Source organism: Duganella sp. Leaf126, assembly GCF_001423125.1.
GTDB lineage: Bacteria > Pseudomonadota > Gammaproteobacteria > Burkholderiales > Burkholderiaceae_D > Rugamonas.
The window spans coordinates 772,078-785,981 of sequence record NZ_LMNW01000031.1 but is presented as its reverse complement, the minus strand read 5'-3'; the positions used below and the strand labels follow the sequence as shown (position 1 = coordinate 785,981).

Here is a 13,904-nt window from a genome sequence, read left to right as displayed (position 1 = left end):
GCAGGGCATGGCAGAAGGGCGGATCAGCTGGCCAGCTTGGCTTTCAGCAGTTCGGTCAGCTGGGCCGGGTTGGCCTTGCCGCGCGAGGCTTTCATGGCCTGGCCGATCAGGGCGTTGATTGCCGCTTCCTTGCCGGCGCGGTATTGCTCGACCGATTTGGCGTTATTGGCCAGCACTTCGTCGACGATCGCTTCCAGTGCGCCCGTGTCGGAAATCTGTTTCAGGCCTTTCGATTCGATCAGCGCATCGACCAGCTGGTCGTCGTCGGAGTTGGCGGCCCACATGTCGGCAAACAATTCCTTGGCGGTCTTGTTGTTGATGGTGCCGTCGGCAATGCGCTTGAGCATCAATGCCAGCTGCGCCGGCTTGACCGGGGCAGCGCCGATATCGACGCCTTCGCGGTTCAGCGTCGACGACACGTCGCCCATCAGCCAGTTGGCGGCCGCCTTCGCGTTGTCCTTGCCGGCCGCATCGACCACCGCCACGAAGTAGGTGGCCATGGCCTTGGAGGCGGTCAGCACAAGCGCATCGTACTCGGGCAGCGCGTAGTCGGACACGAAGCGGGCGCGCATGGCGGCCGGCAGTTCCGGCATCGATGCCTTGACCTCGGCGATCCAGGCATCCGAGATCACCAGCGGCGGCAGGTCGGGGTCAGGGAAATAGCGGTAATCCTGGGCGTCTTCCTTGCTGCGCATTTCGCGCGTTTCCTTGCGGTCCGGGTCGTACAGGCGCGTCGCCTGCACGACCTTGCCGCCGTCTTCGATCAGCTCGATCTGGCGGCGCACTTCGACGTGCACGGCTTCCTCGATGAAGCGGAACGAGTTCAGGTTCTTGATTTCGCAGCGGGTGCCGAATGCGGTTTGCCCTTTCGGCCGCACCGAGACGTTGATATCGCAGCGGAATGAGCCTTCCTGCATATTGCCGTCGCACACCCCGAGCCACATCACCAGCGAGTGCAGCGCCTTGCAGTAGGCCACCGCTTCGGCCGCGCTGCGGATTTCCGGCTCGGAGACGATTTCCAGCAGCGGCGTGCCGGCGCGGTTCAGGTCGATACCAGACATGCCGGCATAGTCTTCGTGCAGCGACTTGCCGGCGTCTTCCTCGAGGTGGGCGCGGGTCAGGTTGACGGTCCTGGTGACGAACTGGCCATCCTTCTCATAGCCGAACGTGACCGCGCCGCCGATGACCACCGGGTCTTCGAACTGGCTGATCTGGTAACCCTTGGGCAGGTCCGGATAAAAATAGTTTTTGCGCGCGAAGATCGAGGCAGGCGCGATCTTCGCGCCGACGGCCAGGCCGAAGCGGATCGCGCGATCGACCGCCTGCTTGTTCATCACCGGCAGTACGCCCGGCAGCGCCAGGTCTACCGGGCTGGCCTGGGTGTTGGGGGCCGCGCCGAACGTGGTCGGCGAACCGCTGAAGATCTTGGAGGCGGTGGTGAGCTGCACGTGGTTCTCGACACCGATGACGACTTCCCATTCCATATTGTTCTCGCTTATGTTCTTTTTTAAATGCCGCTCGGGGCGCGGGTGTGCCAGTCGGTCGCCTGCTGGTAGGCATGGGCGACGTTGAGCAGCTGCGCTTCGCCGAAATGCTTGCCGATGATTTGCAGTCCCACGGGACGGTTGGCATTCTTCTCGCCCTGGCCGAAACCGACCGGGATCGACATGCCCGGCAAACCGGCCAGGCTGGTCGAGAGCGTGAAGATGTCGGCCAGGTAGGCAGCGACCGGGTCGTCGGACTTGTCGCCGAGGTCCCAGGCCACGGTGGGCGCCACCGGTCCCATGATGACGTCGCACACGGCGTCGGGGCCATTGAGCACCGCTTCGAAATCCTGCGCGATCAGGCGGCGGATCTTTTGCGCCTTCAGGTAGTAAGCGTCGTAGTAGCCGTGGCACAGCACGTATGTGCCGACCATGATGCGGCGCTTGACTTCGGCGCCGAAGCCTTCGGCGCGGGTCTTGCGGTACATGTCCGCCAGGTCCTTGTAGCCGTCGGCGCGGTGGCCGAAGCGCACGCCGTCGAAGCGCGACAGGTTCGATGACGCCTCGGCCGGCGCGATCATGTAGTAGGCCGGGATCGACAGCGCCGTGTTGGGCAGCGAGATATCGACCAGGGTGGCGCCCAGTTCCACGTACTTGGCCAGCGCGGCGCGCACGGCCTGCTCGACGTCGGCCGCCAGGCCGGCGCCGAAGTATTCCTTGGGCACGCCGATGCGCAGGCCGGTCAGCGGCTGGCCCAGTTCGCGCGTGAAATCTTCGTCGATGCCGCCCAGTTCCGGCGTCAGGCTGGTCGAGTCGCGTTCGTCGAAGCCGGCCATGGCGTTGAGCAGCAGCGCGCAATCCTCGGCGGTTTGCGCCATCGGCCCGCCCTGGTCCAGCGACGAGGCAAACGCGATCATGCCGAAGCGCGATACGCGGCCATAGGTCGGCTTGATGCCGGTGATGCCGCAGAAAGCGGCGGGCTGGCGGATCGAGCCGCCGGTATCGGTGCCGGTCACGCCCGGCGCCAGGCGCGCCGCCACGGCGGCAGCCGAACCGCCGGAGGAGCCGCCCGGAACCGCGGTCTTGTCCCACGGGTTCTTGACGGCGCCGAAGGCCGAGTTTTCATTGGCCGAGCCCATCGCGAATTCGTCGCAATTGAGCTTGCCCAGCGTGACCATGCCGGCAGCGCGGAACTTTTCCACCACGGTCGCGTCGAACGGGCTCACATAGTTGGCCAGCATTTTCGAGCCGGCCGTCGAGCGCCAGTCGCGCGTGACGAAAATGTCCTTGTGGGCGATCGGCACGCCGGTCAGCGGCGTGGCGGTGCCGTTGGCGATGCGCGCATCGGCTTCGGCAGCTTGCGCCAGCGTCAGGGCGCGGTCGACGTGCAGGAAAGCGTTCAGATCGCTTTGCGCGATGCGGTCGAGAAAATGCGTGGCCAGCGCGGTGGCGGTAATGGCTTTACTTTGCAGCAGCGCGGACAGCTCTTTGATGGTTTTGTTGTGCATGGCGTTCAATTCAGAATTCGTGGTGCCGGTCAGCCGTGGTGGCCGCGAGGGCGACCGGGACGGATGCGCAGGCGCGTGCCCAGGTACCTGTGACAGTGGGCGTTACTCGATCACCTTCGGCACCAGGTACAGGCCGTCCTGGGTCTTCGGCGCCACCGCCTGGTAGTCGTCGCGGCGGTTGGTCTCGGTGGCGTTGTCCTCGCGCAGGCGCAGCGCGATATTGGTCATGTGGGCCGCCAGCGGATGGCTGAGCGGGGCGACGCCATCGGTATCGACTGCCTGCATCTGCCCGGCCAGCGCGAAGATGCCGTTCAGTTGGTCGAGCGCCGTGGCGCTCTGCGCATCGCTCATTTCCAGTTGTGCCAGCTTGGCAATGCGTGTTACGTCGGAGAGGGTCAGGGACATGGCGTAAGGCGCGGACGGGACCGCGCGAGGTTTAGATTATTACAATGTTAAAAACTTGAAATTCCGTTAAAGCGCCGGTAAAAACCGACGATTGCCGCTTAACTTGCGGACTCGGCTAATTCAATTTCTGGCCGATTTTGGGTAAATCGCAGCCAAATTATAAGGTAGAATGGCGGGTTGATGCGTTGCCGGCGCTGAATCATTGCTGCCGCAGCATCGACAGGATTCCCCTTATAACGGTTACGCGCACGTCAGTGGCGCCACAGGACACACATGTTTGGTTTTTTACGCAGGTACATCTCCACCGATCTGGCCATCGACTTGGGTACGGCCAATACTCTGATTTACGTTCGTGGCCAGGGCATCGTTCTGGACGAGCCTTCGGTCGTTGCGATCCGCCAGGAAGGCGGCCCGAACGGCAAAAAAACGATCCAGGCAGTCGGTAAGGAGGCAAAGCAGATGCTGGGCAAGGTCCCCGGCAATATCGAGGCGATCCGCCCGATGAAAGACGGCGTGATCGCCGACTTCACCGTCACCGAACAGATGCTCAAGCAGTTCATCCGCATGGTGCACGATTCCAAGTTCTTCCGTCCGTCGCCGCGCATCATCATCTGCGTGCCGTGCGGCTCCACCCAGGTGGAACGCCGCGCGATCCGCGAGTCGGCGCTGGGCGCCGGCGCCTCGCAGGTGTACCTGATCGAAGAACCGATGGCTGCCGCCATCGGCGCCGGCCTGCCGGTCTCCGACGCCACCGGCTCGATGGTGGTCGATATCGGCGGCGGCACCACCGAAGTGGGCATCATCTCGCTGGGCGGCATGGTGTACAAGGGGTCGGTGCGCGTGGGCGGCGACAAGTTCGACGAAGCGATCGTCAACTACATCCGCCGCAACTACGGCATGCTGATCGGCGAACAGACCGCCGAAGCGATCAAGAAGGCCATCGGATCGGCCTTCCCGGGCTCCGAAGTGAAGGAGATGGAAGTGAAGGGCCGCAACCTGTCCGAAGGCATCCCGCGCTCGTTTACCATCTCGTCCAACGAGATCCTCGAAGCGCTGACCGACCCGCTCAACAACATCGTCTCGGCCGTGAAAAACGCGCTGGAACAAACCCCGCCCGAACTGGGCGCCGACATTGCCGAAAAAGGCATGATGCTGACCGGCGGCGGCGCACTGCTGCGCGACCTCGACCGCCTGCTGATGGAAGAAACCGGCCTGCCGGTACTGGTGGCCGAAGACCCGCTCACCTGCGTGGTGCGCGGCTCGGGCATGGCGCTCGAGCGCATGGACCAGCTGGGGTCGATCTTCTCCTACGAATGATCCGATCATGAAAAACGGGGCCGCTAAGCGGCCCCGGTTCATTGATGTTGACAGTCTGGCAGGCGCGGGAGCGCCGGATTATCGAAAGTCATGGAATACAGTCCACCGCCACTTTTCAAGCAAGGCGCTTCGGCTCGGGTCAAGATGATGGTGTTCGCCTGCATATCGATCGTGCTGCTGCTGGTCGATTCGCAGATGCGCACCCTGGGCGCCGTGCGCCAGGTCGTCGGCACCGTGCTGCATCCGCTGCAGATGGCGGCGCTGCTGCCGCGCGACGCCATCTACGGCGCCGGCGATTACTTTTCCTCGCTCGCGGAGATGAAAAAACAGGTCGATGAACTCAAGCGCCAGCAGATCGCCGATGCCCAGGCGCTGCAGCAGGCGCAGTTGCGCACGACCGAAAACAACCAGCTGCGCCGCCTGATGGGTGCGCGCGAACAGGTGCCCACCAAGTCGATGCTGGCCGAAGTGCTGTACGACGCGCGCGACGCCAGCAGCCGCAAGATCATCCTCGACCGCGGCAGCAACAGCGACGTCGCACTCGGCCTGCCGGTGATCGACAACCAGGGCGTGGTGGGACAGGTGACCCGGGTGTTCCCGTTCACCTCGGAGGTGACGCTGCTCACCGACAAGGACCAGGCCATACCGGTGCAGTTGCTGCGCAACGGCTTGCGCAGCGTGGCCTACGGTCGCGGCAAGATCGGTTCGCTCGAACTGCGCTTCACGGCGCCCAATGCCGACATCAAGGTGGGCGACATCGTGGTCACGTCCGGCCTCGATGGCGTCTATCCGGCCGGCCTGGCCGTGGCGCGCGTGACGCAGGTGGACAGCAACGCCAGCGGCGCCTTCGGCGGCGTGATCTGCCAGCCGCTGGCCGGCATCCAGAACAACCGCCAGCTCTTGATCCTGATGTCGCCGCCCGAAATCGCACCGCGTCCGCCCGAGGAAGAACCGCGCGTGCCGCGCAAGGGCAATAACCGCATGGCGCCGATCAAGGAGCCGGCCAAGGAGGACACCGCCGGCGCTGCTGCAGGTGCCGCCGCCACCACCGGCTCCGAGCTGATACCGAAGCTGCCTGCGGCCACGCCGACCGGCGCAGCGGCGCCGGGCGCTGCCACGCCGGGCGCTGCCACATCTGTCGTCACGCCTGCGGCCGGGGCGCCGACCAACACCGCTGCCGCCGGTTCGCCGACCAAAGCCGCTGCCGCTGCCGCACCCGCCGTGGCACCTGCCGCCAGAACCTCCGGTGCCGCGACCGCCGGTGCTGCCGTCACCGCCGCCCCGGGCGCCGGCTCGCCTGCAGCGGGTACGCCGGCCGCCACCCCGGCGACCAGGACTTCTGCCGCTGGCACAGCTGCCGCCAGAACACCGGCCGCCGGGTCGCCGGCCGCCGGATCGCCGGCCGCCGGATCGCCGGCCGCCCGGGCGCCTGCTGCCGCTGCACCCGCCGCCACCGCCACCAAGGAACCGGCCCGATGAACCGACCCCAATACATTCTGCTGCCGGTCAGCCCGCTGTTCATTGCCTTCAGCCTGCTGTGCGCCTTTTTACTGAACCTGCTGCCCTGGGGCCACCTGATCGGCGTGCCCGATTTCGTCGCGCTGGCGCTGGTGTTCTGGGGTGTGCACCAGCCGCGCCGGGTCGGCATCGGCACCGCGTTTTTCCTCGGCCTGCTGATGGACGTGCACGATTCCACGCTGCTGGGCGAGAACGCGCTGTCGTACACGCTGCTGTCCTACTTCGCCATCATGATGCACCGGCGCGTGACCTGGTTCCCGCTCATCACCCAGGCCACCCACGTGTTCCCGCTGCTGGTGATCGCGCAGTCGGTACAGCTGCTGGTGCGCTTCCTGGCGTCGGGCCAGTCGCCGGCCTGGTACTTCTTCCTCGAGAGCGTGGTGGCGGTATGCCTGTGGCCCGTGGCCTCGTGGCTGTTGCTGGCGCCGCAGCGGCGCGCGGTGGACCGCGACCATACGCGACCGATCTGACGGATCGCCGGCGGCATGACTGAACTCAAGGACAACCAGCTGGAACTGCACAAGTTCCGCCTGCGCCTGACCGTGGTGGGCGGCGTGGTATTTACCTGCTTCCTGCTGCTGCTGGCCCGCCTGGTCTGGCTGCAGGTGGTCAGGCACGAAGACTATGCCGTCAAGGCCGAGGACAACCGCATCTCGCTGGTGCCGATCCAGCCCAACCGCGGCCTGATCGTCGACCGTCATGGCGTGATCCTGGCGCGTAACTACTCGGCTTACACGCTCGAGATCACGCCGTCGAAACTGAGCGCCTCGCTCGACGACACCATCGACGCGCTGTCAAAGCTGGTGGCAATCGACATCAAGGACCGCAAGCGCTTCCGCCACCTGCTCGAGGAATCGAAGCGCTTCGAGAGCGTGCCGCTGCGCACCCGCCTCACCGACGAGGAAGTGGCGCGTTTCACGGCCCAGCACTTCCGCTTTCCCGGCGTGGAAATCCAGGCGCGCCTGTTCCGCCAGTACCCGCTCGGCGAAACCGCCTCGCACGTGATCGGCTACATCGGCCGCGTCAACCAGGCCGAGGCCAGGGCGCTGGCCGACGGCGACGACGGCGCCAACTACAACGGCGCCGACCATATCGGCAAGGAAGGGCTCGAGAAAAGCTACGAGCGCCAGCTGCACGGCACCACCGGCTACGAAGAGGTGGAAGTGTCGGCCGGCGGACGCGCCGTGCGCACGCTGTCGCGCCGGCCCGCAACGCCCGGCAACAACCTGATCCTGTCGATCGATATCGAACTGCAGAAAGTGGTGGAAGAGGCGTTCGGCGACTGGCGCGGCGCGCTGGTGGCAATCGAACCGGAGACGGGCGACATCCTCGCCTACGTTTCGCGTCCCGGCTACGATCCCAACCTGTTCGTCGACGGCATCGACAGCCAGAGCTGGGGCGAACTCAATACCTCGCTCGACCGCCCGCTGGTCAATCGCCCGCTGTCCGGCACCTACCCGCCGGGGTCCACCTTCAAGCCGTTCATGGCGCTGGCCGCGCTGGAGAAGGGCTATCGCACGCCGGGCCAGAGCATCCACGATCCCGGCTTCTTCACGCTTGGTGGGCACCGCTTCAACGACGACAAGCCGGGCGGTCATGGCACGGTCGACATGTTCAAGTCGATCGCGGAATCGTGCGACACGTATTTCTACATTCTCGGTAACGAGATGGGCATCGACACCATCAGCGACTTCATGAAGCCGTTCGGCTTCGGCCAGCTGACCGGCATCGACCTCGAACACGAAAAGCAGGGCGTGCTGCCGTCAAAAGAGTGGAAGCGCAACCGCTTCAGGAAGAATGCGGCGGCCCAGCGCTGGCAGGGCGGCGACACCATCTCGATCAGCATCGGCAACGGCTACAACAACTACACGCCGCTGCAGATGGCGCACGCGGTGGCCAACCTGGCCAACAACGGCGTGGTGATGAAGCCGCACCTGGTCAAGATCCTCGAAGACGGCGGCACCCACGCGCGCCAGCTCACCGTGCCGCACGAGAGCTACCGCATCCCGCTCAAGCAGCAGAACATCGATTTCATCAAGAGCGCCATGGTGGGCGTGACCACCGGCGGCACGGCCAGCAAGGTCTTTGCCGGCGCCGGCTACGTCTCGGGCGGCAAGACCGGTACCGCGCAGCTGTTCGCCATCAAGAAGAACGAAAAGTACAACGCCAACCGGGTGGCGGCCCACCTGCGCGACAACGCGCTCTACACCGCATTCGCCCCGGCCGACAAGCCGCGCATCGCGATTGCGGTGGTGGTGGAAAACGGCGGCTTCGGCGCCACCGTGGCCGCGCCCATCGTGCGCAAGGCGCTCGACTTCTATTTGCTGGGCAAGCGCCCGAACCAGAAAGACACCACGCCGGTGCCGAAGGAGGACGCCGTGCTGCGCACGGTGGACGACATCGAGGCCGAACACGGCGTGGTCGAACCGAAGCCCGGCGTGGTCATCCCGGGCAATACCGAATAAGGAATCCGCATGCGCATCCACGAAAGGCGCTCCCTGGGGCGCCGCCTCCGTCCCTATTTCACGGTGTTCGACGTGCCGCTCACCCTGATCATCCTGGCCCTGCTCACGGTGAGCATGGTCACGCTGTACTCGGCCAGCATCGGCATTCCCGGCAAAATGGAAGACCAGGTGCGCAATATCTTGCTGTCGTTCGTGGTGATGTGGGTGGCCGCCAATATCTCGCCGCAGACCATGATGCGCATCGCCGTGCCGGCGTATGCGGCCGGCATGGTGCTGCTGATCGGGGTGGCGCTGTTCGGTACCATCAAGCTGGGCGCGCGGCGCTGGCTGCACGTGGGGATCGACATCCAGCCGTCGGAGTTCATGAAGATCGTCACGCCGATGATGCTGGCCTGGTTCTTCCAGCAGCGCGCCGGCCAGCTGCGCTGGCACTCCTACCTGATCGCCGCCGTGCTGCTGATGTCGCCGGTGCTGCTGATCGTGCGCCAGCCCGACCTCGGCACGGCGCTGCTGGTGGTGGCTGCCGGCTTTGCCGTGATCTTCCTGGCCGGCCTGGCGTGGAAGGCGCTGGCTGCGCTGCTGGTATTGTTCGGCGCCAGCCTGCCGGTGATCTGGACCCTGCTGCACGACTACCAGCGCGAGCGCGTGATGACGCTGATCGATCCCACCTCCGACCCGCTGGGCAAGGGCTTCCACATCATCCAGTCCACCATCGCGGTCGGCTCGGGCGGCATCATGGGCAAGGGCTGGACCCACGGCACCCAGGCCCACCTGGAATTCATCCCCGAACGCACCACCGACTTCATCTTCGCCGTGTACTCGGAGGAGTTCGGCCTGGTCGGCAACCTGCTGCTGCTGCTGCTCTACCTGCTGCTGGTGGGGCGCGGGCTGATGATCGCCGGGAATGCGGCCAACCTGTTCAGCCGCCTGCTGGCCGGCGCCATGACCATGATTTATTTTGCCTACGCGTTCGTCAACATGGGCATGGTCAGCGGCATCCTGCCGGTGGTGGGCGTGCCGCTGCCGTACATGAGCTACGGCGGCACCGCGCTGCTGACCCTGGGCCTGGCCGGCGGCATCCTGATGAGCATCCAGCGCCACCGCAAGCTGGTGCAGACCTGATGGCGGCGCCATGCGACTGACCGCCGACCGCCTCATGGTGCTGCCGTCCCGGGAAATGCGGCCATGATCGAGATCAAGGATACCGAGCGCGAACTGCGCCAGTTCCGCACGCGGATCGCGGTGCTGATCGGCGTGGTGTTCCTGTGCTTTGCGCTGCTGCTGGCGCGCCTGGTGTGGCTGCAGGTGGTCAAGCACGACGATTTCGCCGTCAAGGCGGAGGAGAACCGCATCGCCATCGTGCCGATCGCACCCAACCGGGGCCTGATCTACGACCGTAACGGCGTGGTCCTGGCCAATAACTATTCGGCGTACACGCTCGAGATCACGCCGTCGAAGCTGACCGCCTCGCTCGACGACACCATCGAGCAGCTCTCTGCGCTGGTCACGATCGACATCAAGGACCGCCGCCGCTTCAAGAAGCTGATGGAAGAATCGAAGCGCTTCGAAAGCGTGCCGCTGCGCACCCGCCTGACCGACGAGGAAGTGGCGCGCTTTTCCGCCCAGCGTTTCCGCTTTCCGGGCGTGGAGGTGCAGGCGCGCCTGTTCCGCCAGTACCCGCTGGGCGAAACGGCGTCGCACGTGATCGGCTACATCGGCCGCATCAACCGCGCCGACGCTGCCGCCATCGACGAGCGCGAGGATACCGCCAACTATCGCGGTACCGACCATATCGGCAAGGAAGGGCTGGAGAAAAGCTACGAGCAGAAACTGCACGGCCGCACCGGCTACGAAGAGGTGGAAGTGTCGGCCGGCGGCCGGGCCATCCGCACGCTGTCGCGCAAGCCGGCCACGCCCGGGGACAACCTGATCCTGTCGATCGACATCGAGCTGCAGAAGGTGGTCGAAGACGCGTTCGGCGAACGGCGCGGCGCGCTGGTGGCGATCGAGCCGGAGACGGGCGACATCCTGGCCTACGTGTCGCGCCCCGGTTTCGACCCCAACCTGTTCGTCGACGGCATCGACACCCAGAGCTGGAACGAACTCAATACCTCGCTCGACCGGCCAATGGTCAACCGCCCGCTGTCGGGCACCTATGCTCCCGGCTCGACGTTCAAGCCGTTCATGGCGCTGGCCGCGCTGGAACTGGGCAAGCGCACCACCAGCTACGCCACCTACGATCCCGGCTTCTACATGCTGGGCGGGCACCGCTTCAACGACGATGTGCCGGGCGGCCATGGTTCGGTGGCGATGCACAAGTCGATCGTGGTTTCGTGTAACACCTATTATTACGAACTCGGTCACGACATGGGCATCGACATGATCCATGACTTCATGCAGCCGTTCGGCTTCGGCCAGAAAACCGGCATCGACCTGGTGGGCGAGAAGACCGGCGTGTTGCCGTCGCAGGAATGGAAGCGCAAGCGTTTCAAGGGTGCGGCCGGGCGCTGGGTGGGCGGTGATACGATTTCGGTCAGCAATGGCTCGGGCTACAATGCCTACACGCCGCTGCAGATCGCCCACGCGGTGGCCAACCTGGCCAACAACGGCGTGGTGATGAAGCCGCACCTGGTAAAAATCCTCGAAAACGGCGGCACCCGTGCGCGCACGCTGACGGTGTCGAAAGAGAGTTACCGGATTCCGCTCAAGCAGGAAAACATCGACTTCATCAAGAACGCCATGGTGGGCGTGACCACCGAGGCCGGTGGCACCGGCGTGCGCGCATTTACCGGCGCCCAGTACCGCGTGGGCGGCAAGACCGGTACTGCGCAGGTGATCACGATTAAAAAGGGCGAGAAGTACAATGCCGCCAGGCTGGCCGAACGCCTGCGCGACAACGCGCTGTTCGTCGCGTTTGCGCCGGCTGAAAAACCGCGCATCGCGCTGGCGCTGGTGGTGGAGAACGCCGGCAAGGGCGGCCTCGAAGCGGCGCCGATCGCGCGCAAGGCCATCGATTATTATTTGCTGGGCAAACGCCCGGCCGGCAAGGACACCACCAAGGTGGACAAGGAGGACGCCGAGGAGATCCTGCCGGTGGAAGGCCAGACGCTGGAAGAGCAGGCGGCCGCCGCCCGGCTCGAAGCACTGGGCAACCAGTCGCCGGGACTGATGCCGGTGGCGCCGCCCCCGGATGCGCCGCCGGCGCAGGCGCCGGCACCGATGCCAGCGCCGGCACAAATGCCGACACCGGCGCCGACGCCATCGGCCCCACCGGCGGCGCCTGCGCCTGCCACGCAGTCCGCGCCGGCGGTCCGCAAGAACTGAAAAGGATGACGACATGAGGCCAGGCTTCAACACCACGCCCACCTGCGCGTGCAGCCACGCAGGGGAACCGGCAGCGACGCCGCGGGTCCCGGCGACACGGGGGACTGCAGCGCACGCAGCAGGTACGGCACCCCGCCATATGGCATTGCGCACTACGGCACACGCGACAACCATCGTCGCCGCACGTGACGCGGCACGGCCGGCTCCGGGCGCGCTGATACGCAGCATGGCGCCCCCATCGGCAGGCAGCAGGGCGCAGCGGTTGTCGCACGGCGTGGCAAGCAAGGTGCCGGGCAAGTTGACGAAGAAAGTAACGGACACGCTGTCGGGCCGGGTGCCGCTGCTGGTGCCGCTGGTGGTGGCAAGCGTGCTGGTTGGCTGCGCCAGTACCCCGCCGGGCGACGAACGCTTGCCGCGCACCTCGCGCGTGGGCGGTCCGGTGATCAAGTCGCCCCCCACGGGCAAATCGCAACCGAACCTGCCGGTGCTGCCACCGGCCAATTCGGGCCGCGGCGGTTATTACCAGGACGATGGCCCCGGCGACAATCCGCCGCCCAATCTGGCCGATGTGCCGGACGCCGAGGTGCGCAACGATCCCTTGCTGCCGCGCTCGAATCGTCCCTACGTGGTGTTCGGTAAGACCTACACGCCGATCACCGACAACGAACCGTTCACCCAGGTCGGCCTGGCCACCTGGTACGGCAAGAAATTCCACGGCCAGCGCACGTCGTCCGGCGAACTGTACGACATGTACAAGATGACGGCCGCCCATCCCACCTTGCCGATTCCATCGTATGCGCGGGTATCGAACATGCTGACCGGCGCCACCGTCATCGTGCGCATCAACGATCGCGGACCGTTTCATTCTTCGCGCGTGATCGATGTGTCGTACACGGCGGCGCTCAAGCTGGGCCTGCTCAACAAGGGCAGCCACGAACTGAAGGTGGAACGCATACTGCCGGCCGAAATCGACCGCATGCTGGCCACGCGCGGCGGCGTACCGACCGCCAGTGGCGCGCGCCTGGCCTCGGAGGCCACGCCCGCCTCGCCCGACAAACGGCTGGCGACGTACAAGGGCGACGACGACAAACCGGCGCTGGTGCTGGCGCCGCGCGCCGTGCCGGCCAATCCCGAGATCGAAGCGCTGATGCTGGGCGACCGCACCGCAGCCGGCGGCGCCGCCACCGGCGCTGTTACCGGCGCTGTCACCGGTGCCGCCACTGCAAGCGCTGCAGGCCCGGCGGCCTTGGAGCCCGCCGCACCAGCCGCATCAGCGACGCCGAGCGCACCAGCCGCCTCGGACGACACGCTGGCCAGCGGCTACTACCTGCAACTGGGCGCCTACTCGCGTCCGGAAGGCGCGCGCCAGCTCCAGGGCCAGCTGACCAACACCTTGCCGGCAGCGCTGCACCTGGTGCAGAGCGGTTCCGTCTACCGCCTGTTCAGCGGTCCTTACACCAGCCGCCAGGCCGCCCAGGACGCCATCGGCAGCCTGCCGTCCGCCCTCAGACTTAAACCGCTGGTGATCCAGCGCTGACCGTTCGGGTAACTTTGGGGGCAGATCCTGATGCCGTTAATTCAAGCGAAAAGTATTAATTTGTCAGCATAAAAACGTCGTCCCTGCGCAGGCGGGGAGCCAATGTGGCTGACAYGTCGACGCATCTCGCAGAACCTGGGTACCCGCCTTCGCGGGTACGACGGATAGGAAGACYTTCACTTAGCGGCATTAACTTCGCGGTCTAATGCCGCTGAGTTAAGCGAAAAGTATTAATTTTGTTGGCATAAAACGTCGTCCCCGCGCAGGCGGGGACCCAATCTGGCTGACGTGCCGACGCATYTCGCAGAACCTGGGTACCCGCCTTCGCGGGTACGACGGATMGGAA

At 65.5% G+C, this 13,904-nt stretch carries 10 protein-coding genes; 7 read left to right on the top strand and 3 right to left on the bottom strand.

Features of this window, described 5'->3' with window-relative positions; translation table 11 throughout:
• Positions 1 to 23: 23 nt before the first annotated feature.
• The 3 genes from gatB to gatC all read right to left on the bottom strand — a co-directional run bounded on the left by gatB (position 24) and on the right by gatC (position 3,397).
• Complete coding sequence (gene gatB, locus ASF61_RS16700; RefSeq protein WP_255354577.1) at positions 24 to 1,499, bottom strand: Asp-tRNA(Asn)/Glu-tRNA(Gln) amidotransferase subunit GatB; 1,476 nt, start codon at positions 1,497 to 1,499, stop codon at positions 24 to 26.
• An 8-nt stretch (positions 1,500 to 1,507) separates the two neighbouring features.
• Positions 1,508 to 2,992, bottom strand: a complete 1,485-nt coding sequence (gene gatA, locus ASF61_RS16695; protein WP_056158020.1) for an Asp-tRNA(Asn)/Glu-tRNA(Gln) amidotransferase subunit GatA — start codon at positions 2,990 to 2,992, stop codon at positions 1,508 to 1,510.
• Positions 2,993 to 3,094: 102 nt separating this feature from the next.
• On the bottom strand, positions 3,095 to 3,397 hold the full coding sequence (gatC, locus tag ASF61_RS16690) for an Asp-tRNA(Asn)/Glu-tRNA(Gln) amidotransferase subunit GatC (RefSeq protein ID WP_056158019.1): 303 nt from the start codon (positions 3,395 to 3,397) through the stop codon (positions 3,095 to 3,097).
• Positions 3,398 to 3,670: 273 nt separating this feature from the next.
• Between gatC and ASF61_RS16685 the strand changes: the two genes are divergently transcribed.
• The 7 genes from ASF61_RS16685 to ASF61_RS16655 all read left to right on the top strand — a co-directional run bounded on the left by ASF61_RS16685 (position 3,671) and on the right by ASF61_RS16655 (position 13,558).
• Positions 3,671 to 4,714: a rod shape-determining protein gene (locus tag ASF61_RS16685; protein ID WP_008445008.1), complete on the top strand. Its 1,044-nt coding sequence runs from the start codon at positions 3,671 to 3,673 to the stop codon at positions 4,712 to 4,714.
• 90 nt (positions 4,715 to 4,804) lie between these two features.
• Positions 4,805 to 6,193 carry a rod shape-determining protein MreC gene (mreC, locus tag ASF61_RS16680; protein ID WP_056158014.1) on the top strand — a complete coding sequence of 463 codons (1,389 nt, stop codon included), beginning with the start codon at positions 4,805 to 4,807 and terminating at the stop codon, positions 6,191 to 6,193.
• On the top strand, positions 6,190 to 6,702 hold the full coding sequence (mreD, locus tag ASF61_RS16675) for a rod shape-determining protein MreD (RefSeq protein WP_056158012.1): 513 nt from the start codon (positions 6,190 to 6,192) through the stop codon (positions 6,700 to 6,702). Before mreC ends, mreD begins: the two co-directional genes overlap by 4 nt.
• Before the next feature lie 15 nt (positions 6,703 to 6,717).
• On the top strand, positions 6,718 to 8,697 hold the full coding sequence (gene mrdA, locus ASF61_RS16670) for a penicillin-binding protein 2 (RefSeq protein ID WP_056158007.1): 1,980 nt from the start codon (positions 6,718 to 6,720) through the stop codon (positions 8,695 to 8,697).
• A gap of 9 nt (positions 8,698 to 8,706) precedes the next feature.
• The gene (gene rodA, locus ASF61_RS16665) at positions 8,707 to 9,819 is read left to right on the top strand and encodes a rod shape-determining protein RodA (protein ID WP_056158005.1); all 1,113 of its coding nucleotides are present in this window, start codon (positions 8,707 to 8,709) and stop codon (positions 9,817 to 9,819) included.
• A gap of 63 nt (positions 9,820 to 9,882) precedes the next feature.
• Entirely contained in the window at positions 9,883 to 12,021 is a 2,139-nt protein-coding gene (gene mrdA / locus ASF61_RS16660; RefSeq protein WP_056158002.1) for a penicillin-binding protein 2, read from the top strand.
• Between the two features lie 139 nt (positions 12,022 to 12,160).
• Positions 12,161 to 13,558 carry a septal ring lytic transglycosylase RlpA family protein gene (locus ASF61_RS16655; RefSeq protein ID WP_229205887.1) on the top strand — a complete coding sequence of 466 codons (1,398 nt, stop codon included), beginning with the start codon at positions 12,161 to 12,163 and terminating at the stop codon, positions 13,556 to 13,558.
• Positions 13,559 to 13,904 lie beyond the last annotated feature (346 nt).